Source organism: Gemella haemolysans (genome assembly GCF_028308085.1).
GTDB classification, from domain to species: Bacteria; Bacillota; Bacilli; order Staphylococcales; family Gemellaceae; genus Gemella; species Gemella haemolysans_D.
The window spans coordinates 1-22,940 of the sequence record NZ_JAQMFS010000031.1 but is presented as its reverse complement, the minus strand read 5'-3'; the positions used below and the strand labels follow the sequence as shown (position 1 = coordinate 22,940).

The 22,940-nt window shown below is 31.8% G+C and carries 20 protein-coding genes; 6 read left to right on the top strand and 14 right to left on the bottom strand.

The genetic code is table 11. The annotated features are described in order from the left end of the window. Positions 1–113: 113 nt before the first annotated feature. Together PNO30_RS02785 and PNO30_RS02780 are read right to left on the bottom strand one after the other, a co-directional pair. Positions 114–1,421, bottom strand: a complete 1,308-nt coding sequence (locus PNO30_RS02785) for an aspartate kinase (RefSeq protein ID WP_271987079.1) — start codon at positions 1,419–1,421, stop codon at positions 114–116. Positions 1,422–1,559: 138 nt separating this feature from the next. After that, the gene (locus PNO30_RS02780; RefSeq protein ID WP_271987078.1) at positions 1,560–2,714 is read right to left on the bottom strand and encodes a homoserine dehydrogenase; all 1,155 of its coding nucleotides are present in this window, start codon (positions 2,712–2,714) and stop codon (positions 1,560–1,562) included. Positions 2,715–2,971: 257 nt separating this feature from the next. Here PNO30_RS02780 and thrC point away from each other — a divergent pair, with 257 nt between their 5' ends. The 3 genes from thrC to asd all read left to right on the top strand — a co-directional run bounded on the left by thrC (position 2,972) and on the right by asd (position 6,491). Beyond that, complete coding sequence (thrC, locus tag PNO30_RS02775) at positions 2,972–4,444, top strand: threonine synthase (RefSeq protein WP_271987077.1); 1,473 nt, start codon at positions 2,972–2,974, stop codon at positions 4,442–4,444. Further along, on the top strand, positions 4,444–5,325 hold the full coding sequence (thrB, locus tag PNO30_RS02770; RefSeq protein ID WP_271987076.1) for a homoserine kinase: 882 nt from the start codon (positions 4,444–4,446) through the stop codon (positions 5,323–5,325). The genes thrC and thrB overlap by 1 nt, the downstream gene beginning before the upstream one ends. Positions 5,326–5,414: 89 nt before the next feature. Beyond that, complete coding sequence (asd, locus tag PNO30_RS02765) at positions 5,415–6,491, top strand: aspartate-semialdehyde dehydrogenase (protein ID WP_271987075.1); 1,077 nt, start codon at positions 5,415–5,417, stop codon at positions 6,489–6,491. Between the two features lie 65 nt (positions 6,492–6,556). Here the strand turns inward: asd and PNO30_RS02760 are convergent, their stop codons facing one another. From PNO30_RS02760 to PNO30_RS02745, 4 genes are all read right to left on the bottom strand, one after another. Next, entirely contained in the window at positions 6,557–7,663 is a 1,107-nt protein-coding gene (locus tag PNO30_RS02760; protein ID WP_271987074.1) for a Gfo/Idh/MocA family protein, read from the bottom strand. 224 nt (positions 7,664–7,887) lie between these two features. Next, positions 7,888–8,064 carry a 50S ribosomal protein L32 gene (gene rpmF / locus PNO30_RS02755; RefSeq protein WP_003147267.1) on the bottom strand — a complete coding sequence of 59 codons (177 nt, stop codon included), beginning with the start codon at positions 8,062–8,064 and terminating at the stop codon, positions 7,888–7,890. Between the two features lie 32 nt (positions 8,065–8,096). After that, positions 8,097–8,603, bottom strand: a complete 507-nt coding sequence (locus tag PNO30_RS02750) for a YceD family protein (RefSeq protein ID WP_271987073.1) — start codon at positions 8,601–8,603, stop codon at positions 8,097–8,099. Between the two features lie 84 nt (positions 8,604–8,687). Then, the gene (locus PNO30_RS02745; RefSeq protein ID WP_271987072.1) at positions 8,688–9,590 is read right to left on the bottom strand and encodes a 1,4-dihydroxy-2-naphthoate polyprenyltransferase; all 903 of its coding nucleotides are present in this window, start codon (positions 9,588–9,590) and stop codon (positions 8,688–8,690) included. Positions 9,591–9,752: 162 nt separating this feature from the next. Here PNO30_RS02745 and PNO30_RS02740 point away from each other — a divergent pair, with 162 nt between their 5' ends. Then, the gene (locus tag PNO30_RS02740; RefSeq protein WP_271965994.1) at positions 9,753–10,616 is read left to right on the top strand and encodes an NAD(P)-dependent oxidoreductase; all 864 of its coding nucleotides are present in this window, start codon (positions 9,753–9,755) and stop codon (positions 10,614–10,616) included. Positions 10,617–10,630: 14 nt separating this feature from the next. Here PNO30_RS02740 and PNO30_RS02735 read toward each other — a convergent pair whose 3' ends face one another. The 7 genes from PNO30_RS02735 to hrcA form a co-directional block, all read right to left on the bottom strand. Further along, entirely contained in the window at positions 10,631–11,494 is an 864-nt protein-coding gene (locus PNO30_RS02735; protein WP_271987071.1) for a S66 family peptidase, read from the bottom strand. Positions 11,495–11,576: 82 nt separating this feature from the next. Beyond that, positions 11,577–12,638 (bottom strand): hypothetical protein, encoded by a 1,062-nt coding sequence (locus tag PNO30_RS02730; RefSeq protein WP_271987070.1) that lies wholly within the window; start codon positions 12,636–12,638, stop codon positions 11,577–11,579. 29 nt (positions 12,639–12,667) lie between these two features. Continuing rightward, complete coding sequence (locus PNO30_RS02725; RefSeq protein WP_271987069.1) at positions 12,668–13,615, bottom strand: HD domain-containing protein; 948 nt, start codon at positions 13,613–13,615, stop codon at positions 12,668–12,670. A 135-nt stretch (positions 13,616–13,750) separates the two neighbouring features. Next, positions 13,751–14,902: a molecular chaperone DnaJ gene (gene dnaJ, locus PNO30_RS02720; RefSeq protein ID WP_271965999.1), complete on the bottom strand. Its 1,152-nt coding sequence runs from the start codon at positions 14,900–14,902 to the stop codon at positions 13,751–13,753. Between the two features lie 220 nt (positions 14,903–15,122). After that, a complete protein-coding gene (gene dnaK, locus PNO30_RS02715; protein WP_271966001.1) occupies positions 15,123–16,946 on the bottom strand; it encodes a molecular chaperone DnaK in 1,824 nt (607 codons plus the stop codon). A 392-nt stretch (positions 16,947–17,338) separates the two neighbouring features. Next, positions 17,339–17,908, bottom strand: a complete 570-nt coding sequence (grpE, locus tag PNO30_RS02710) for a nucleotide exchange factor GrpE (protein WP_204642516.1) — start codon at positions 17,906–17,908, stop codon at positions 17,339–17,341. A gap of 13 nt (positions 17,909–17,921) precedes the next feature. Continuing rightward, entirely contained in the window at positions 17,922–18,935 is a 1,014-nt protein-coding gene (gene hrcA, locus PNO30_RS02705) for a heat-inducible transcriptional repressor HrcA (RefSeq protein WP_271966003.1), read from the bottom strand. Between the two features lie 278 nt (positions 18,936–19,213). Here hrcA and PNO30_RS02700 point away from each other — a divergent pair, with 278 nt between their 5' ends. Beyond that, complete coding sequence (locus PNO30_RS02700) at positions 19,214–19,657, top strand: DUF1307 domain-containing protein (protein ID WP_271987068.1); 444 nt, start codon at positions 19,214–19,216, stop codon at positions 19,655–19,657. 160 nt (positions 19,658–19,817) lie between these two features. Further along, on the top strand, positions 19,818–20,936 hold the full coding sequence (prfB, locus tag PNO30_RS02695; protein WP_271966006.1) for a peptide chain release factor 2: 1,119 nt from the start codon (positions 19,818–19,820) through the stop codon (positions 20,934–20,936). A gap of 42 nt (positions 20,937–20,978) precedes the next feature. Here the strand turns inward: prfB and PNO30_RS02690 are convergent. After that, positions 20,979–22,940, bottom strand: a 1,962-nt coding sequence (locus PNO30_RS02690; RefSeq protein ID WP_271987067.1) for a Cna B-type domain-containing protein, incomplete at its 5' end; no start/stop codon positions are given.

Genomic DNA, 22,940 nt, shown 5'->3' with positions numbered 1-22,940 from the left:
ATATCTAAAAAGCTTTTATAAAGCGAATTTAGATATCAATAAACCACTGCGTCTATGAATTTTCATATAAACCTTGTTAAAATTTAGGACTTTTGGGTCAGCCCCCATTTATATTATTTAAATTCTGAATAAATAGTGTTTATAGTTTTTTCGTAATCATCGTTATGAACACCAACGATAATGTTAATCTCATCATTTGTTTGTGAAATTAGTGCAATATTTACTCCAGCTTCCCCTAGTGCTTTGAATAATCTACCAGATAGTCCTTTTGTATTTTTCATTTTTTCTCCAACTGTAGCAATTAGAGAAATCTCATGAGTTACATTTATCTCATCCGCATCTAAAACAGCTTTAATTTTAGCTACTAACTCATGAATAAATGGTCTAACATTACCTGTTTCAACAACTACAGAGAATGAGTCAATTCCACTTGGAATGTGCTCGATACTAACATTAAAGTCTTCAAAAATTTTCAGAGCTTTACCAATTAATCCAACTTCATTTGCCATGTGACGTTTTTTAATAGTAATAATAGAGAAATCTTTTTTCCCTGCAATACCTGTAACTATTTGTTTCGCATCTAGATGTTTATTATCTGAGATAATAGTTCCTTCTGCTGTTGGATCATTTGTATTACGAATTTGGATTGGAATGTCTTTATCACGTACTGGGAAGATTGCTTCTTCATGAAGAACACTTGCACCCATATATGAAAGTTCACGAAGTTCTGTATAACTAATTACTTTAATCTCATGTGGATTGTCAATAATACGAGGATCTGCCATTAAGATTCCAGATACGTCAGTCCAGTTTTCATAAACACTTGCATTTGCAATATTAGCAACAATCGCTCCACTAACATCTCCTCCACCACGAGTCATAATTTTAATTTCACCATTTGGTCTACTTCCATAGAACCCCGGAATAAGAAGACGATCATACTCTTTTACAATAGCATCAAAGGCTGCTTGAGTTTTTTCAAAATCAATCTCACCTTGGTAGTTGTAAAAGATTAAGTCTTTAGCATCTACAAAGTGATATCCTAAATACTCTGCCATTAATAAAGCTGTTAAATATTCACCACGGCTTACTAAATACTCTTCATCAATACCTTTACTAATTTCAGATTTTAATTTAGCAAGTTCACCTTCAATATCAAATTTTAAGTTTAATTCACTTTTAATAGCAATAAATTTATCTTCAATCATTTTAAAGATATTATCAAAATTTATATTGTATTTAGTGTGTGCATAGCATAAATATAGTAGATCTGTAACCTTATTATCTTCTTTATCCGCCTTACCAACAGCACTCACTACAACAAAACGACGTGCATCGTCTAATTCTACAATATTTTTAACTTTTTTAAATTGTTCGGCACTTGCTACCGAGCTTCCTCCAAATTTTGATACTCTAACCATCTTAACTCCTTTTTCTAATTCATGTTATTTGTATTTTTATTACTAATATATATTATATAACTATCTGTAGAAAAATCAATAAATTTTCTGAAAAATCTAACATTTATTTTTAATAATCACTTTATTACTTATTTTTAATTATTTATGAAACTTAGCGACTACAAATTTACTATCTTTCTCTTTTACTTCATCAACTAAAGAACTTAATTGTTTTAATGAAATTTCTTTTGTTTTTACATAGTAGTTTTCTCTATACTGTTCGACACTCTCAACTAATTCACCAGATAATTCAACTGATGAACGTACTAAGTAGTTTCTTCTAGTCAATTCTTCTGAATAAGATAAGTCATTCTTAATTACTACATCAACACGAGTTGAACCTTCATTAATATCAACTATATCTTGAACGATAGCATTTCCTGTTGGAAGTTTTCCTGCTCCTTGTCCATAAAACTTAAGTTCTCCGATGAAAGAACCATCTAAAGTAATGATATTATTATTTAAAGGAACAGCCGCTTCTTGAGATTCTTTTCCGAATATAGAAAGCATTACAGAAGTCTCATACTCTCCATTTTCTACATTTGTTTCTCCAATATATTTAACAGCTAGGTCATACTGTTTTAAATAATCTATATCATTTTTTGTAATGTTTCTCATAGAGTATGTAGAAAATTCAGGTTTAACGTGAATATCGAAAGCAAGTGCATTACTTAAGATAATTTTGTTCACAACATCCCCACCATCCACATCAGCACTCGGATCAGCTTCAGCATATCCTAAATCCTGAGCAGTTTTTAAAGTAGAATCAAATTCTTGATCATTTCTATACATGTTATCTAATATATAGTTACTTGTTCCATTAAAAATACCATATACTCGTTTTATTTCATCAACACGTCTAGTTCTTTCTAAATTTACAAGCCATGGAATTCCTCCACCAACACTAGCCTCAAAAATAAACTTAACATTATTCTTCTCAGCTAACTCAACAAATTCGCCTAGATATTTTGCTGCAACAGCTTTATTCGCAGTAACAACGTGTTTACCATTTTCTAAAGATCTTTTTATGAAATCATACGCAGGATTTAATCCACCTAAGCACTCAACTACAATCGAAATTTCTTCATCATTTAAAATTTCATTAATATCGTCTGTAGCTAAATGCATCTTATCACGACTTCTTGCGAAAACACTCTTTACTTCAATTTTATCTAATTCTTCAGTTTTACCGTTAGTAATAATATCATATACCCCACTACCAACAGTTCCATATCCTAAAATCGCAATCTTCATAATTATTTTCTCCTAAGTTCATTATTTATTTTCAATTATATAGTTAAAGTTTATCAAGTATTTTATTTATGTCAAATAAATTAATTTGAAAATTTTCAAAAAATTTCAATTTTTTGATTATTTCGACTGTTTTTATAACTTATTTTGGTGTAAAATTATAATTATAAAAATTAATTAAGTTCTTTTTGTAAAAAACACTTGTATTTTTATAGAGAACATTGTATCATATATACAACGATAAAGCAAGGAGATTTTAAATGATTTACGAAAGTACAAGAGATATTAATAGAAAATTAAATCCGAGTGAAGCTATTCTTCAAGGTTTAAGTGAAGAAGGTGGACTTTTCGTTTTAAGAGATTTAGGAAAAAATAAATTAGATTTAGAGAAATTAATAGGAAAAAGCTACTATGAAGTAGCTGAAGCCGTGCTATGTCTTTTCGTAGACTTTAGCGATGAAGAAATTAAAAAATGTGTAGAGGAAGCATATAGAGGAAAATTCTCTCACGAGAATATTACCCCTTTAGTAGGATTAAAAGATAGCTATGTTCTTGAATTATTCAATGGACCTACTAGTGCATTTAAAGACGTAGGTCTTTCACTTCTTCCACAACTTACAAAAACGGCACTTTCAAAAGTAGAAGACAAAAATGACATTCTTATCTTAACTGCGACTAGTGGAGATACAGGTAAAGCTGCACTAGAAGGTTTTAAAGATGTAGATAGAACAAAAATTATGGTCTTCTATCCTAACGATGGTGTAAGCACAGTACAAAAAACACAAATGCAAACTCAAGAAGGTAAGAATACAAAAGTTTGTGCGATACATGGAAACTTTGACGATGCTCAAAGTGGGATTAAAGAACTATTCGTTGATGAAGAATTCAAAAAAGAATTACTTTCTAAAAATATTAAGTTATCAAGTGCAAATTCAATCAATATCGGGCGTCTTATCCCTCAAGTAGTTTACTACGTTGTTTCTTACTTAGACTTAGTAAATACAAACAAAATTAAATTAAACGATAAAGTAAACTTTGTAGTACCTACTGGTAACTTCGGTAATATTCTAGCTGGTTACTACGCTGAACAAATCGGTTTACCTGTAAATAAACTAATCTGTGCAAGTAATAACAATAATGTACTTTATGATTTCTTGACAACTGGTGTTTATGATAAAAACAGAGACTTCTTAAAAACAGTATCACCAAGTATGGACATCTTAATTTCTAGTAACTTAGAACGTCTACTTTACTACATCAGTGGTTGCGATAACGCATATATTGCTAAACTTATGAAAGACTTAAAAGAAACTGGTCGCTTTGAAGTTACCGGTGAAATATTAGATAAGATAAAAGACAAGTTCCAAGCTGGATTTGCTGATGATGAACAAACTAAAGAAACTATTAAAGTTATCTATGAAAAAGATAACTACCTATTAGATACTCATACTGCCGTAGCTTACAAAGTTCTTCTTGATAATTTAGATAATGAGCATGCTAGTATTGTATTATCAACAGCATCTCCATACAAATTTACTGAAAGTGTATACTCTTCTCTATTCGAAACTCATGGAGAAGATGAGTTTACTCTTATGAATAAACTTCATGAACAAACAAAAGTTGTTATCCCTGAGAATTTAAGAGATCTTGACAAAAAAGAAATTAGACATAAAGATGTAATTAATAAGGAAGATATGAAGAAATACATCTTAGAGAAACTAGGTGATTTATAATGGTAAGTGTTCGTGTACCTGCCACTTCTGCGAATGTTGGATGTGGATTTGATAGCCTTGGTGTTGCTTTAACACTTTACACTACTTTTAAATTCGAAAAATTAGACAGCGGTCTAGAATTCGTCGGATTTGAAGAACGTTTTTCAAATGAAAATAACCTAGTTTATCAAACATTACTAACTACACTAAAAAAATTAAACAAAGAAATTTCAGGTGTTAGAATATCAATCGATAATGATGTACCGATTAGCCGTGGTTTAGGTAGTAGCTCTACTTGTGTAGTCGCTGGTATATACGGTGCGTACTTACTAACTGATACACCTATTGATAAACAAGAAATTTTTACAATAGCTAACGAAATCGAAGGGCATCCCGATAATGTTTCACCAGCTATTTTCGGAAGTCTAAGTTCATCTTGTACTACCGATAGTAAAGAAGCGGTAACTGTAAAATATGAGGTCGATGAAAAATTTAACTTCCTAGCATTAATTCCAAACTTCGAAACGTCTACTGAAGAAGCTAGAAAAGTAATGCCAAAAGAAATTAAACTTCAAGATGCAATCTACTCATTATCACGTATCGGATCGGTTATTAAGGCATTTGAAACTTATGACTTAGAACTTCTTAATAAGGTTATGGGAGATAAAATCCATGAACCTTACAGAAAAGAAATAATACATGAATATCACGAAGTTAGAGAAATTTGTGAAAAAATTGATAGTTCAGCATTTTTCATTTCTGGAAGTGGTTCTACATTAATGAATATCGTTAGCGATACTAACAATATTGAAAAAATAAAAACTGAACTTGCTAAATTAAAATACAACTGGCAAGCAATTTTACTAAAAGTTGATAAAGAAGGAACAGTAGTTCTAAATTAATATGTTAATAATTTTTGAACTTCTTCTTTTATTGCAGAGAAGGAGTTCATTTTGAAATAATTTTTATACAAATAAAGGAGAGATTTATTATGCAAAAATCAAGAGTAGCCGTATTAGGGGCAACAGGAATGGTAGGACAACGTTTATTAGTATTATTAGAAAATCACCCATACTTTGACGTAGTTAAATTAGCAGCGTCACCTCGTTCTGCTGGTAAAAAATATGGAGAACTTATGGAAAGCCGTTGGAAATTAGACCACGCTATTCCTGAATACACAAAAGAATTAGTTGTTGAAGACTTATATAAAATTGACGAAGTTTCTGAAGGAATTGACATGGTATTCTGCGCTATCAACCTTGATAAAGAAGCTTTAATCAAACTTGAAGAAGACTATGCTAAACGTGAAGTAGTTGTTGTTTCTAACAACTCTGCAAATAGAAACAAAGACGATGTACCGATGATTATCCCAGAGATTAACTCTGCTCACCTAGATGTTCTTCCAGCTCAAAGAGAGCGTCTTGGAACTAAAAAAGGATTTATCGTTACTAAACCTAACTGTTCAATTCAAAGTTATGTTCCTATCTTTGAAGCAATTAAAGAGTACGGTGTTAAAGAAGCATCTATCTGTACTTACCAAGCTATCTCAGGAAGCGGAAAAACTTTCAATGAATGGCCTGAAATGGTAGAGAACATCATTCCTTATATTGGAGGAGAAGAAGAGAAAAGTGAAAAAGAACCACTTAAAATCTTCGGTAAAGTAGTTGATGGTAAAATTGTTCCAGATAACTCAATGAAACTATCAGCTCAATGTATTCGTGTTCCAGTTCTTGATGGACACCTTGCTTGTGTATCTTTCAATTTAAAAAATGATCCAGGATTAGAAACTTTAGTTGAAAAAATTAAAAATCATGTTCCTGAAATTGCTAAACATGACTTACCACTAGCACCAACTCCATTCATTAAATATTATGAAGAAAATGATCGTCCACAACCAGTGCTTGATCGTGACAACGAAAAAGGTATGCAAATTACTGTAGGTCGTTTACGTGAAGATAACCTATTCGATTACAAATTCGTAGGACTTTCTCATAACACATTACGTGGAGCAGCTGGTGGAGCTGTTTTAACTGCAGAACTAATTAAAAAATTAGGATACTTAGATTAATATTATAAAACAATACTCCAGGAGAACTTCTCTTGGAGTATTTGTTATTATTAGTCTCTTAGTTTCTATTTTACTATTTCTCTCAACTTTACTTTTCTATTTTCTTTTAAAGACAATGTGCATGCATCAGCAGTCGCAATTGACTCTAGAGCTGCGACACCATTTAATAGTTTTTCATATTCTTTTGATACTTTTTCTCCATTCAAAATATTATGCAAATACAACATTTCTTTATCTATACAGCTTTGTAACCAAAGAGGGCAACGTACATTAGGATTTCCATAAGCTATTGCTCCGTCCATTCCTCTACCTGTATAAATAGCCGTTCTGTCATCATCTTCTTCTTTTGATTCATGGATTAAGAAATAACTCTCTCCTTCTCCTACTACTCTTAAAGTACCTCTAGTATTATATAAATCTAATTTTATAGCTCCTTTTGTACCTTCTATAAGGACATAGTGTTCACCCCATCTAAAAGCATTCCCATATTCAAGTACTGCGTATCGTTTATTAGAAAATTCCAGATTAACTATTAAGAAATCATCTTCATCACCAAAATTTTCACCAACATGACATACATTTCCACCTATCATAGTTGCTTGCTCGGGTAGACCATCCATAATAAATTGAATACAATCAAGTTCATGAATGTGATGGTATAAGTGTCCTCCAGACTGTGATCGATTTTTTTTCCAAGAAACAGTTTCTTGTTTTTCTTCCCATCCTGTTCTTGCTGCATGACAAAATATTACATCTCCTATTTTCCCTTGCTTAATCAATTCTTTTGCGTGACGTACTCCATTAAAAAAGTTCATAATATGACCTGCCATAAAAATCACATTATTTTCTCGACAAGTTTCAACCATAACCTTACAATCTTCATAAGATAAAGCGATTGGTTTTTCACAGAATACATGTTTACCATTCTTAGCGGCTAATAATACTGGCTCACGATGTAAATTACTCGGTGTTGCGACGATAACACAATCTACATCTTCTCTTGTTACCAATTGTTCTAAAGTTGAACAATTCTCTGCTTCTAGTTCCTTAGCAACTTTCTCCCCATTTTCTGGATCAAAAACTGCAATCACTTTCGCATCTTTTATTTTTTCTAATGAACGAGCTAAATCTGCTCCGAAATAACCTGATCCAACAATTCCATACTTAATCATATCAAAATCCCCTTTTAAATTTCTATCAAATTAGAAAATTATATTATACTATTATTCTACATCTTATCAAAAAAATTCACAAGATATATTGAGTTTTTTGTCCTAAACTTACTTATTTATTAAATCTCCTCTACTTATTTCTCAATACATCGCTAATCTAAGATATCTTCTTTTAAATATAAAAAACCCTAAGGACACCTCCTTAGGGTTTGGTAATATTTAAATTATTTAACGTCTAGAACTTGTCTACCTTTGTACATACCAGTTTTTCTATCAACACGGTGACCCATTACGTAGTTACCAGTTGTTGCATCGATAGTAATTGATGGTGCAGATAGTTTTTTGTGAGTTCTTCTTTTTCTTTTAGCTGTTTTTGATGTTCTTCTAAAAGGAACTGCCATAGTTAATTTCCTCCAATTATTTTAAATAATTCTTATTGTTCTTTAAATAGTCCGTTAAGAGCTGCAAACGGTGATTCTTTCTTTTCTTTAACATCAGTTAAAGACTCTTCAGAAACCAATTCCCAGTCATTACCAGAAACCCTCTCTAGCTCTTCTTCATCAGAAGTAGTTATTGGAATATTTAAAATTATAAGCTCATTCACTAAAGGTGTTAAATCAATATACATATCCATTAAATTAACGTCGAATACCTCTTCACCTGCAAATACAGATTTATCAACGTATTCTTCTCTCTCTTCGATTTCAAATGGAACAACAACTTCTTTTAGTGTTTTTCCTGAAATCATTTCGAAGTTACCTTTAATTAATAGATCAGCATAGATTTTATCTTGTCCACCTCGAGTTAATTTTCCACTAACAACAACATCTCTAATATCTTTTAAAGAGCTATCGTAGTGTGCTACTTTAACATTTATATTTTCTTCAAAAACAAAAGTATCACTATTATTTTTGAATAACGAAGATCTTAACCATTTCATTAAATATCACCTCATAAACACATTATTTATTATATATCTTTTAGTTTAAGATGTCAACAAAAAAAGTTGACTCATTTGTTTTTTTTAATTCATTATATATTTCAATATATTCGCTAACGACATTATGAATCCTACAAAAATCGTCAACTTAGCTGTTAACACCATATACGGTGCCATTGTTTTTTTGTGATTATTCGCACTAAAACCTTTAATTATTTTTATAGCTAAAGGAATAGTAACAAACACCAGTAGATTCCACCACGAAGCATATTTAGTAACTATAAATAAAACATTTAATAAATATACTACGATAAAGCTAATTGCCATTGTTTTAATCGCATTATTTCTTCCGACTAATATCGCATAAGTTCTTCTTCCTGATTCTTTATCATTATCCAAGTCACGGATATTATTCGCTAATAATATTGCTCCTATCATGATAAATAACGGCAGTGAAACAACAATAATATCAGCATTAACATAGCCAGTTTGGAAATAGAATGATAAAGTTATTATAATTGTTCCCATGAAAAATCCTGAAACAACTTCTCCAAATGGAGAATAAGCTATAGGATATTTACCTCCAGTATAGAAATATCCAGCAAGCATACACACTAAACCGACTAATAGTACATAGACACTCGTCATAAATGTTAAAATTAATCCAAATACAAATGCTAGTGCGTACAATACCAAGGCTCCTACCATAACCTCTTTAGGGCTTAGATTTCCCTTCACTATCGAACCAGAAATTCCTTCTGAATCGACCTTGTCCAATCCATGTTTGTAATCATAATACTCATTAAATAAATTAGTCGCAGCTTGAATTAATAAGCAAGCTAGTAAAAACAATATAAATTTTAAAATTGAGAATTTACTCTCGTATCCTAATGCATACGTAGCCCCGAATAAAACTGGTGCTATCGATGCTGGATAACTATGTGGTCTTGTACACATAAAAAATTCTTTTAATTTACTTTTATTCACAACATCCTCCTAGTTATCATCTTACCTTGAATATTATATCATATATTTCCCTTCGATGTTATTAAAATTCTTTCCCTATTTATTCAAACTACGAATTATAACGTTTTCAATTTTTATGGTATAATTAAAGAAGAAATATAATTATACATGGAGGAACTCATTATGAAAATTGCATGGATTGGAACAGGAGTTATGGGTGAGAGCATGGCTGGACACTTATTAGATGCGGGTCATGAACTTTTCGTCTACAACAGAACAAAGAGTAAAACTGACAACTTATTAAAACGTGGAGCAACTCTTCTTGAAGAGATTAAAGATGCACCTATATTTGCCGAAGTCATATTCACTATGGTTGGTTACCCTAAAGATGTTGAAGAAGTATATTTAGGTAAAGAAGGATTAATTACGACAGCTAAAAAGGGGCAAGTCTTCGTAGATATGACTACTTCTTCACCTACACTCGCTGAAAAAATCAGTGTCGAATTTCTAAAAGTTGGAGCATACGCACTTGATTTACCAGTTACTGGAGGAGATATCGGAGCAAAAAATGCTACATTGTCTATCATGGCTGGTGGTGACAAGAAAGTATTTGAAGAAATCGTTCTTCCATTAGTTGAAAAACTAGGTAAAAACATTACTTATTTCGGAGATGCAGGAAAAGGGCAATATACAAAACTTGCTAACCAAATTGCTATAGCTACTACTATGATTTCTGTTGCAGAGAGTTTCAAATTCGCTAAAGAAGTTGGACTAGACTTAGACTCATTCTTCAAAACAGTATCTACAGGTTCAGGCGGAAGTTTCTCAATGACTTCATATGGGCCACGTATCCTAAACGGAGACTTCAAACCAGGATTTTTCACTCACCACTTTATTAAAGATATGAAACTTGCTTTAGAAGAATGTGAAAAAATGAATATCAAACTTCCTGGACTTGAGACAGCGTACAAAATTTACAACGAGTTAGAAGAAGAAGTTCGTAACACAAACGGAACTCAAGCAATTTCTAAATGGTATAAACTATAAAAAAATGAGTTGATCTAGACGATCAACTCATTTTTAATATATATTTTTTCTCCAAGTTTCAATGCTTTTGAATCTTTTGCGTGTCCAACCTCTTGAGTTTTTGCTACTGGTAAAGAAGATGGTATATACTCCTGAATAATTTCAAATATTCCTTCAACAGAAAATTCTTTTTCAATTTTTGTGAAAGTTCCTATTAATAATCCTGAAATTTTATCAAATACTCCTAATTGTTTTAATTGGGAAAGCTGTGTTATTAGCCCTTCTATTGAAGTACCTAATCCTTCTATGAAAAACACCTTGTTTTCTACTTTTGGAAAATATTCTGTCCCTGCAAGTTTTAAGAAACACCTAATATTTCCTCCAACAACTTCACCTTCAATTTTTGTTCCTTGTAAAAACTTCCAGTTAACATCAAATAAAGAGTTCTGTTTTTTTAAGAATGTATTCTCAAAACTTTTTCGTATTTCTTCATTTTCTATAATATTTAAAATCTGATATAAATAATTTATTTTATCTGTTTTTCTTACTAAAGAATTTAATACTGTCGTTAAGTCACTATATCCAAAAAATGGTTTATAGTTTTCTTTTATTACTTCATAATCTATATATTCTAAGATTTCATTAGCAATATCTCCACCAGAAATATCAAAGATTGCTTTTATCTCATTATTCCTATAAAACGACATTAATTCATCAGCTCTAAGTTGTGGACTTGCGGCACGTCCATACTTATCTCTATAGATATATTTAGTAAAGACAGGTACTAAACCCATCTCTACTAAAGTATTCTCTAAATTTTCTAACCTATCTTTATCTTCAGTATTTTTTCCATTTGAACATACTACCAAAGCTATTTTATCATTTATATTTAATATCATACCTTACTAGTTTTCCTTATCATATACATAGTAAAAGACAGGACTTAATCCTATCTTTTACTTTTTATAATATTTTTATAACCTAATTACTTACGCTTTCTACATAATATTTAGATCTACTTTGTCCGCCTTCATATTTTTTATTATTTAGACGTAGTACCATTTGACCTTTTTGTTTTCCACCATTAAAGTTGTCAATTAGAGGTACGATAACTTTATCTCCTTCTATTGTATACTTATCTGGTGTAGCTGGAGATGTTGCACTTACTCCTCCTATACCACCAAATGCCGCAAGGTACATCTTATCTTTCTTGAAGTAAATAACTTCATTCCATTTAATACTCTTATTATACTTAGATTCATTTCCTTTATAACTGTCGTCCACTTCTTTATAAGTAGCATGTTGTATTCCAGTTACTTTTTTATAGACTTGTTCAGCACTAAATGTTTCTGCAAAAGCTGTATTATAAATATCAGTAATTTCGCCAAGTGACATTGGTACAACATTTGTACCAGGTTGAGCATCTTTTGCGTGTCTACTAGGATCTGATAAGTAACCAAATAATCCTACCATACTATCTATACTTCCACCTAATTGTACTCCATTATATTTCGTAGCAATTGCAAAAGCAGCATCTTTATCGTGATCTTTGTTATTAATGTTTATGTTATTCCATTTCAATTTATCGTTACCATTAACTTTAGATCCTATCTTATCTAAGTCATCTCCTGTTGATGTTAATTTTCCACCATCAACTTTATAAGAACCGATAATTTTATTTACATCATTAACTTTAAAATCAGCATAATAGCCACCTAAACGGAAGTAGATTACATCATATCCTTCACTGTTATCTACCGCATAACTTACAGTCGGTGCATATTTTTTCAAGATATCAATTACAGCTTGTGATAAGTGTAATTCTGAATTAAGAGCATCAATATCATTTAATGTTGAAAGTTTTTCAATAATTATCGTAGTCTCTTTATCTAATTGTTTTCCATCTACACTTCCTAAGTTAGCACTATTATTCGTTGTAGTTCCTTCTTGCATTTCTTCGTATTTAATAATTCCAAATACGCATATTACAGCCGCAACAAAAATTGCAGCAAAACCTAATATATATTTTATTCCTTTGTTCATACATTCTTCTCTTTCTCTAAATTTTTTCTTTAATTATCCTCTCTATCAAACGTAGGTACGTAGAAATGTCTTCCCTCAAGACCAAATAATTTATCACTAAATGTTCCAGGCTCTACATTCGCTAAGTTTTTCTCAAACATCATCATTCTAGCATCTATATTATCGATAAAATGAATAATCTCCGCCTCTTTAATCATAGGTAGTTTTGGTGAACCAAATTCATACTTACCATGATGTGCAAGAATCATATGTCTAAGTAAAATAATCTCTTCAGATTCAATCCCTAATTTTTCAGCCATTCGAGCTACTTCATCACTCATAATAACAATATGCCCTAATAGCTCACCTTCTAATGTATAAGAAGTTCCTACAGGTCCACTAAGTTCTATAGTTTTCCCTAAATCATGTAAAATAATACCACTATATAATAAATCCTTATTTAACGATGGATAAATTCCTACCAAGGCCTTTGCTATTTTCAACATTGTTGTAGTATGATAAATCAAACCTGAATAAAAATCATGGTGCATTGATTTAGCTGCAGGATAACTAATAAATTGCTTTTTATATTTATTTAGCAATTCAATTGTTACATTTCTTAAATTATCATTACCTATTTCTTTTAAAAAGTAATTTAATTCATTTATCATTACATCTTTTGGTACTGGTGCTGTTTGAATATAATCTTGTATATCGATATTGTCATTTTCTGTAGCCATTCGATAGTTTTTAATTTTCAACTGTAGTTTTCCACGATAATCTAAAATCGTTCCTTCTACATAAACCATCTTACCAGCTTTTAAGTTTTCACTATCTTCGTCTTTAACTTCCCAAATTTTTCCATCAATGCTACCAGTTTTATCTTTCAAATACAATGTTAAATATGGTTTCCCACTCGTTGCAATTCCACGAATTACATTATCTAATAATAAAAACATACTAATCTCTTGGTCAGTCTTAAACTCACTTATGAACATTTCCTCACTCCTTCTTTTGTATATTTTATATCCATCTTATATTTTACTTTGTATTACAAAAAAATTCAAATAAATATAGTATAATACTTGATAAAATAGAAAAAAAGCCCAGAAATCTCTGAGCTTTTCGTCTTATTAGTCAAATAGATCTTTTGCTTTTCTACTTACCTTGTCCAGGAAGCTTTCATCTTCTTCGACTTTTTCATTATTTAATTTAGCAAGTTCTAGGTATAATTCACGTTCTTTTGTTGATAAGTTTTTAGGAATTTCAATAGATACCACGATATAGTGATCTCCTTGACCATATCCCATAACGCTTTTAACCCCTTTACCTGCAAGACGGAATTTACGTCCATGTTGTGTTCCTGCTGGAACATTTAGTTCAATTTCACCTGTTAATGTACGAACATCAACTTTTGTTCCTAAAGCAGCCTGTGCTGGAGAAAGTTTTAATTCAGTGTAGATATCATCATCTTCTCTGTGGAAGTATGAATCCTCAGCAACGATTACTTCTATGAATAAATCACCTGCTGGACCTCCATTTTCTCCTGCTCCGCCTTTACCACGAAGACGAACACGTTGTCCTGAGCTAATTCCTTCTGGAATTTCTACTTCATATTCTACCTCACGGTTATTGTATCCTTTACCGAAACAGTGAGGACATTTATCTTTAATGATTTTTCCGCGTCCTTGACATTCAGAACATGTACGTTGACTTTGCATACGTCCGAATGGAGTATCTTGAATTACCGTTTCTTGTCCACTACCATTACATCTGTGACATGTGTTTACAGATGAAGAATCTTTAGCTCCACTTCCGTGACAGTGATCACATTCTACATCTTTACGAATTTTAATAGTTTTTTTCGTACCGAATACGGCATCCTCAAAACTTATACGAATGCGGTGTAATAAGTCTTCTCCTTGACGTGGAGCATTTGGATTACGACGTGATCCTCCTCCACCGAAGAAACTTGAGAAAATATCTCCAAGGTCATCAAAACCACCTGAGAATCCAGAGAAACCTCCACCGAAGCCACCAAATCCACCTTGACCGGCTCCACCTTCAAATGCTGCGTGACCAAATTGATCATATTGAGCTTTTTTAGTATCGTCACTCAGTACTTCGTACGCTTCTGAAATTTCTTTAAACTTATCTTCAGCGCCTGGCTCTTTGTTGATATCTGGGTGATATTGTTTTGATAATTTACGATATGCTTTTTTAATTTCAGCTGCACTTGCGCTTTTACTTACGCCAAGCACCTCATAATAATCTCTTTTAGCCATCTTAATCTCTCCTATAATTATTTAATAAAGGGAGTGACTCAAAAATCGTGATTTCGGAGAAACAAGATTTTGTTGAGTCACCCCCGCAAAGTTTATTAGATATCTAAAAGCTGTTATAAAGCAAATTTAGATATCAATAAACCACTGCATCTATGAGTTCCCATATAAACTTTTTCAGAATTTAAAACCTTTGGGTAACTCCCTTAGACTATTTATTTAATTATTTTTTCTCAGTGAAGTCTGCATCAATTGTGTCATCATCGTTATTAGATGAAGTTGCTCCTGCATCTGCACCTTGTGCTCCTGCTGCAGCATTTGCTTGTTCATAAAGTTTCATAGTCATTTCTTGAACTGCTTTGTTTAATTCATCTTTAGCAGCTTTAATTTCTTCTAAGTTATTGTTTTTAATAGCTTCTTTCAATGTATCGTTTTTAGCTTTAATGTTATCTAATAAGCTTTGATCTACTTTATCTTTAGCTTCTTCTAATGCTTTATCTGCTTGGAATGAAAGTTGGTCAGCTTCGTTACGTATATCAGCTTCTTCTTTACGTTTAGCATCTGCATCAGCATTAGCTTCTGCTTCTTTAACCATTCTATCGATATCAGCATCAGTTAATGAACTGCTTGATTCAATAGTAATTTTTTGTTGTTTTTGAGTTCCAAGATCTTTAGCTGTAACATTTACAATACCGTTTTTGTCGATATCAAATGTAACTTCGATTTGAGGTACTCCACGTGGTGCTGGTGGTATATCTGAAAGTTGGAATCTTCCAAGAGTTTTGTTATCAGATGCCATTGGGCGTTCACCTTGTAATACGTGGATATCTACTGCTGGTTGGTTATCTGCAGCTGTAGAGAATACTTGTGATTTAGAAGTTGGGATTGTTGTATTTCTTGGAATTAATACTGTCATAACTGATCCCATTGTTTCAATACCTAATGATAATGGAGTTACGTCTAGTAATACAACGTCTTTAACGTCACCTGTAATTACTCCACCTTGGATAGCAGCACCCATAGCTACTACTTCATCAGGGTTTACTCCTTTATGAGGCTCTTTACCCATTTCTTTTTTAACAGCTTCTTGTACGGCTGGAATACGTGTAGATCCACCAACTAAGATTACTTGATCGATTTCACTTGGGTTTAATCCAGCATCTTTAAGAGCTTGACGAGTTGGGATTAATGTTCTTTCTACTAAGCTGTGAGTAAGTTCATCAAATTTAGCACGAGTTAATGTGTTTTCTAAGTGAACTGGTCCGTTAGCTCCAGCTGAGATGAATGGTAATGAAATTTGAGTTGAAGTTACACCAGATAAGTCTTTTTTAGCTTTTTCTGCTGCATCTTTAAGACGTTGCATTGCCATTTTATCTTGAGATAAGTCGATAGCTTGTTCTTTTTTGAATTCTTCTACAAGATAGTCAATAATAGCTTGGTCGAAGTCATCCCCACCTAGTAAATTATCTCCTGATGTAGCTAATACTTCGAATACTCCGTCTCCTAATTCTAAGATAGATACGTCGAAAGTACCACCACCTAAGTCGAATACTAATACTTTTTGATCTACATCTGTTTTTTCTAATCCGTACGCTAATGCAGCTGCAGTAGGTTCGTTGATAATACGTTCTACTTCTAATCCAGCAATTTTACCAGCGTCTTTAGTTGCTTGACGTTGAGCGTCGTTGAAGTAAGCTGGTACTGTAATAACAGCTTTAGTTACTTTTTCACCTAGGTAAGCTTCAGCAGTTGCTTTTAAGTTTTGTAAAATCATTGCTGAGATTTCTTGTGGTGAGTATTTTTTACCATTTACATCTACTTTATAATCTGTACCCATGTGACGTTTGATAGAAATTACTGTGTTAGGGTTAGTGATTGCTTGACGTTTTGCTACTTCCCCTACTTGAATTTCATCACCTTTGAATGCTACTACAGAAGGTGTAGTTCTGTTACCTTCTGGGTTAGGGATTACTTTAGCTTCCCCACCTTCTAATACTGATACACATGAGTTAGTTGTTCCTAAGTCGATACCTATAATTTTTGACATATTCTTGTCCTCCTTAAATTTATAATAACTATATTTTCAAATTTATTTGTTAAAATGATTATTTCACTCTAACAAAGTCTTATATTACTTTTTATCTGCGCAGTGGCTACTTTCAAATTATTTTGTCACTACGTTCTTAATTTTTTAAGTAAGTATCTGCGCAGTGGCTACATACCAATCATTTCGTTGCTACGCTCCTCTTTCTTGGTGTAGCTGTGCGATTCTTACTCCTAACTTTTTTCTTCCCCTTCTAGGTTCGAAAAAACTAAGGCTCAGTCGATACTTTCAAATCATTTCGTCTCTGCATTCCTTATTCTTTGAGTATCTTTGAGAAGCTTCCTCGTAACCATTTCTTCGTATTTACAATACTTGAAATGCTAACGATGTAGCCTTTAAGAATTAACTTTAACCATTGCTGGTCTGATTACTCTATCTTTTAGTTTGTAACCTTTTTGGAATGTATCTAAGATTACTCCGCTTTCTTTGTCGCTTTCTTCTCCTTGCATTACTGCGTGGTGGAAGTTTGGATCGAACTGAGCATTTTCAGTTTCTACTAGTTCAACACCTTCTGATTTAAGCGCTGCTTGTAATCCTTCGTATACCATTTGTACACCTTTTAGAACTGTTTGTACTTCTTCATTAGTTGACTCAACTTGTAAAGCACGTTCTAAGTTATCCAAACTTGGTAAGATTTCTGTAATCACTTTTTGACTCTTATAAGCATTTATAGTGTCAATTTCTTGATTTTTACGTCGTTTAAAGTTTTCAAATTCTGCGTAAAGACGTAAGTATTTATCTTCTGACGCTTTTACTTCTTCTTGCAGTTTTTCAATTTGTTCTTGTAATAACTCTTCTGCAGTTTTTTCAACTACTTCTTCAGAGTCTGTAGTTTCTTCAGTTTCAACAGTTTCTTCTGTTGTTACTTCTTCTTGTAGAGTTTCTTTTTGTTCTTCAGTAGCCATCTCTGCCTCCTAATTATTTTAAATTATTATTTAAATTATCACGAACACAAGCTATAAGTGTCATGATTTTTGAATAGTCCATTCTCTTTGGTCCAAATACGGCTATTACACCTTGACCTTTAGATGTGTTATAACTACTAGACACTAATGAAAGATCATCTATATTCCCAAGCTTAAGCTCAGTTCCTATTTTAATAGATGGTTTGTCTGTTACTTCATTATTATCTAGAAGCTCGACTATCTTATCATCTTCTAAGAGCGATACTACTTCTTTTAATTTTTCTACATTGTCTATATCGGGTTGTTTAAGTAAATTGTACTTACCCCCTAATGCTACAGTCTTTTTAATTTTATTTTGCAACAATCTATTTAAAGCCACCACTATCATATCGTAGTTGTTAACTTTATTCTTTAAATATTTCTCTAACTCACCGTGAATCATTACGTGAGCTGTTGCCATATCCACATCATAGAAGTAACTTTGAAGAAGTTTATTGATCTCCCCTATATCTTCTGCAGTGAAGTCTGCATCAAGTTTATAGTTTTGTTGGAATACCTCTCCTATATTTGTTACTAATATAACGAGAATGCTACGACTACTTAGAAGAATAACCTCTATCTTATTAATGCGCCTATCCGTTTTTGTCGGGGCTAGTATCACCGCCGTACAATCAGTTAAATCCGATAGTACTATTGCATTTTTTTCTAGATAGTTATTTTCCGAGACTATATCACCACCAGAGAGTTGTTTAAGTTTTTCATTCTCACTATTCGATAGTTCATAATCTTTTTTTATGTAATCTACATAATAGCGATAACCTTTTTCCGAAGGCACTCTACCTGATGAAATATGAGTCTTTTTAATCAATCCTTCTTTTTCTAATTTACTCATATCATTTCTTATCGTTGCCGAACTGAAATCAATATTTTGAGCAATTTGCTTAGAACCTACAGGCTGATTAGTCGTAATAAAGTTTTCGACTATAGATTGAAGAATGAGTACTTGTCTATCTATTAACATCGTCATCACCTATTCTCCAATTTTGTGTTTTAGCACTCTAAGTATCTGACTGCTAATCACATATATAATAATACCATTAAGGTCAAAATAAGTCAATAGCTTTTTTGAAATATTTTTGACTTTTTTTGACCTTTCTGTTTTCAACGCGAGAAAAACCTTGTAATACCAAGTTTTAAATGAGTCTTAAAAAGTATATATTGAAACAAATAATAATAAAACCATTCAAAAACTTTCATCACTTATGATATAATAAAGGTTAATCAATAGAAAAGGAGTTTTTTATAATGAAGAAAATATTTAGACTTTGCACTATACTTTTATCTTCCCTACTTATACTAACAGCATGTAGCAGTGAAAAGACAAAAGTATTTACTACAAAATATGGAAGTAATCAAGAAAATGAAACAACATTAACTTATAAAGGAGATGTTGTTAATAGATTAAAAACTATTTCTAATATCACTGACCTAGGAACTGATGAAGAAGCTGCCTACAATAGTATAAAGACATCTATCGACGAAGAGAATAAAGATATCGATGGACTTTCCTACACTATTGAAAAGAAAGATGGAAAAGTAATTATTACTTGGGATTTAGATTTTACTAAAATAAACTTCGAAAAAGATAAGGATCGCTTGCATTTCAAAAAATCTTCTTTGGATGAAGAAAGAAAGCTAAGCTACATAGAAGAAAATCTTAAGAAAAATGGTGCTGTAGAGAAAAAATAATATTTTATAAATAGAGTGTTTATTAACTAGAACTTTTAATCTTGCTGATAAACACTTTTTTTTCTTATGAATACACTGGATTTTATCCTCACCTTCCTTGTATCTTCAATAAAATTCTAGTATAATAAGTAAACGAAAGAAGTTAATAGAGGTAAAAATTTTGGAACTTATTGAACTTAGAAAAGAACTCGAAGAAATTAATAAAAGAATAACGGAATTTAAAACTTCATTAAAAATAGAAGATAAAACTGAACGAGTTGCTGAAATTGAAAATATGATGCTTGAGGCTGATTTTTGGAATGATAGCGAAGCAGCTAGTCTATTAGTTACCGAATCAAAAAGTATAAAAAAAGAACTTGATGAATTTAGTGAAATGATAGACTATTTAGAGCACTCTGAAGAGATGGTTGAATTTCTAAAAGATGAAGATGATGAAGAAATTTATCAAGATTTACTAGAAACAGTAGTTAATCTTAAAGATAGTGTTGAAGATTTTAGCTTTAGATTATTATTCTCAGAAGAATATGATAACAACACTGCTATACTAGAAATACATGCCGGGGCTGGTGGAACTGATGCTACAGATTGGTCAGAATTAATGTTACGTATGTATGAAAGATTCTTCACAAAACAAGGATTAAAATACAGTTACTTAAACTATCAATCTGGTGATATCACTGGAGTTAAATCAGCAACTATAAAAATTGAAGGTGACTTTGCATATGGATTATTAAAAGGAGAAAAAGGTGTTCACCGAGTTGTTCGTATCTCCCCTTTTGATCCGTCTGGAAAAAGACATACATCATTCGCTTCAATCGATGTAATTCCAGAATTTAATGATGATGAAATTAATATCGAAATTAATAATGAAGACTTGAAAATAGACACTTACAGAGCTCAAGGGGCCGGTGGACAGCACATTAACACTACTGATTCAGCAGTTCGTATTACCCACCTACCTACTGGTATAGTCGTTCAATCACAAGCAGAACGAAGCCAAATTAAAAATAAAGATGCTGCGATGAAAAATTTAAAATCAAAACTGTATCAACGCGAAATAGAAGAAAAAGAAAAAGAATTAGCAGCAATTCGCGGTGAACAAAAGGATATTGGTTGGGGTTCTCAAATTCGTTCCTATGTATTTACTCCATATACAATGGTAAAAGATCACAGAACAAACTACGAAGTATCTACAATAGATAAAGTAATGGATGGCGAGATAATAGATTTTATCGATGCTTATCTACATTACAATATGAAAGAAAAAGAAATATTATAAAAAAGAAAAAAGCGAGAAAATATTTTCTCGCTTTTAATTTATTTAATCTTCTTTTCTACGTTTATACGCAACCAAGCTAGTACCAACACCTAACAATATTAATCCTAATAAAGAATTTCCAGATTCACTTCCAGTAAGTGGTAATTTTTTATTGTTATCTAGTTCTCTTGATTTATCTGGATTAATAGTTTTTGGTTCTGGATTTTTTGGTTTATTTGGTTCTGGATCTTTCGGTTTATTCGGTTCTGGATCCTTCGGTTTATTTGGTTCTGGATCTTTCGGTTTATTCGGTTCTGGATCTTTCGGTTTATTCGGTTCTGGATCCTTCGGTTTATTTGGCTCTGGATCCTTCGGTTTATTCGGTTCTGGATCCTTCGGTTTATTCGGCTTATGATGATTTATTATATTCATACCATTTTCTTCAACCTCATAACCGTTTGGAATATTCACTTCTTTAACCGAATAAGTAATTAATTTTCCATCTTTATATTTATCTAAATTTGAAAATTCATATCTCCAACCATTATTTTCCGTAACAGTCGCTGTTTTTCCTGTATCTTCTCCATTCGCATAAAGTTTAACAGTTATTGATACTGGTCTTATTTGATCAATATTATTCATATCATCCCAAATTTTTTGTCCTTGAAGACTTATTTTCTCTGGTTCGTGAGTATTTGTTATTGTATATTTTCCATTATCATCTTTTGAAATATCAGTAGAATATGTTTTTACTTCCATTTCTTTAACTGCATATTTAATTTCTTTACCATTCTCATATTTAGGCAATGATTTTGATTTAAATGTCCAGTTAGTTTTTTCTGATACTTCTATTTCATCAACAACTTTTTCACCATTTAGAATCTGAACTCTTATGATTTTCGAACGTTTTCCATCTTGGTTATTATTATCATTCCATACTTTAGTACCTTCTATTACTATTTCTTCAGGAGTATGACTATTTGTAATTTCTTTACCAACAACATTTGAAACATAACCTTCTGGAACATTAATCTCTTTAACTGAATAACTTACTTCTTTACCATTTTCATATTTCGGTAAATTTGTAAAAATACCAGTCCATTTATTCGGATTATTTTGCCCTTTTTCTTCGAGTGTTAAAATCTTATCTGGTAAAGGAGTTTCCACAGAACCCTCTATAGACTTATAAAGTTGAACTTGTATAGTCGAAGGTCTCTTACCATCTTGATTGTTTGCATCATCCCAAATTTTCGTAACTTGAAATTCTACTACTTTCGGAACATATTTATTAACTACATTAAAATCAGTAATCGTAGTTGTATACTCATTCACAGCTTCTTCTGTAATAGTATATTTTATCTCTTTACCATCTTTATATTTCGGCTTTCCAGTAAATGATACTTCCCATTTTCCTGATTGATCTGCTTTTACTGTTTTAGTTTCAACTTTTTCACCATCAGCTAATAAATTAATTTTTATTTCAGATGGTCTCTTACCATCTTGGTTATTACCATCATCCCAATTTTTGACAGCCTTAATATTTACTGTCTCATTAGAATAACTATTTGTAATAGTATATCCAGTATTTACATCACCTGTCACAGAAGCTTGGTATCCATTAGTTGCAACTTCTACAACAGAATAATTAATAGCTTTCCCATCTTTTTCTGCGACTAAGTTTTGGAAACTTCCTTTCCAATTGTTTTCAGAGCTTAAGATTAGTTTCTTCCCTGTAGATGATCCATTTTCTAATAATTCGACTTCCACATTATTTGGTCGTTTACCATCATTATTATTATTGTCATTCCACACTTTTGTTACTGGTATATCAATCATCTTTTGTACAAACGTATTCGTGAATTTTAATTCTTCAGGTGTTTTTGATATCGTTGCATTTAGTCTATTTGCTTGTGTATCTTTTGTTACACTCACTTCTACTTCATACACAGTTTTATCATATGTAACACCTGGTTCGTTTCCTGCAACTTCTGATATTTTGTACTTATGTGTACCTACTTGACTTTC

Coding starts and splice junctions, on each gene's coding strand:
- PNO30_RS02785 (WP_271987079.1), bottom strand. CDS start 1,421: ATGGTTAGAGTATCAAAATTTGGAGGAAGCTCGGTAGCAAGTGCCGAA.
- PNO30_RS02780 (WP_271987078.1), bottom strand. CDS start 2,714: ATGAAGATTGCGATTTTAGGATATGGAACTGTTGGTAGTGGGGTATAT.
- thrC (WP_271987077.1), top strand. CDS start 2,972: ATGATTTACGAAAGTACAAGAGATATTAATAGAAAATTAAATCCGAGT.
- thrB (WP_271987076.1), top strand. CDS start 4,444: ATGGTAAGTGTTCGTGTACCTGCCACTTCTGCGAATGTTGGATGTGGA.
- asd (WP_271987075.1), top strand. CDS start 5,415: ATGCAAAAATCAAGAGTAGCCGTATTAGGGGCAACAGGAATGGTAGGA.
- PNO30_RS02760 (WP_271987074.1), bottom strand. CDS start 7,663: ATGATTAAGTATGGAATTGTTGGATCAGGTTATTTCGGAGCAGATTTA.
- rpmF (WP_003147267.1), bottom strand. CDS start 8,064: ATGGCAGTTCCTTTTAGAAGAACATCAAAAACAGCTAAAAGAAAAAGA.
- PNO30_RS02750 (WP_271987073.1), bottom strand. CDS start 8,603: ATGAAATGGTTAAGATCTTCGTTATTCAAAAATAATAGTGATACTTTT.
- PNO30_RS02740 (WP_271965994.1), top strand. CDS start 9,753: ATGAAAATTGCATGGATTGGAACAGGAGTTATGGGTGAGAGCATGGCT.
- PNO30_RS02735 (WP_271987071.1), bottom strand. CDS start 11,494: ATGATATTAAATATAAATGATAAAATAGCTTTGGTAGTATGTTCAAAT.
- PNO30_RS02730 (WP_271987070.1), bottom strand. CDS start 12,638: ATGAACAAAGGAATAAAATATATATTAGGTTTTGCTGCAATTTTTGTT.
- PNO30_RS02725 (WP_271987069.1), bottom strand. CDS start 13,615: ATGTTCATAAGTGAGTTTAAGACTGACCAAGAGATTAGTATGTTTTTA.
- dnaJ (WP_271965999.1), bottom strand. CDS start 14,902: ATGGCTAAAAGAGATTATTATGAGGTGCTTGGCGTAAGTAAAAGCGCA.
- dnaK (WP_271966001.1), bottom strand. CDS start 16,946: ATGTCAAAAATTATAGGTATCGACTTAGGAACAACTAACTCATGTGTA.
- grpE (WP_204642516.1), bottom strand. CDS start 17,908: ATGGCTACTGAAGAACAAAAAGAAACTCTACAAGAAGAAGTAACAACA.
- hrcA (WP_271966003.1), bottom strand. CDS start 18,935: ATGACGATGTTAATAGATAGACAAGTACTCATTCTTCAATCTATAGTC.
- PNO30_RS02700 (WP_271987068.1), top strand. CDS start 19,214: ATGAAGAAAATATTTAGACTTTGCACTATACTTTTATCTTCCCTACTT.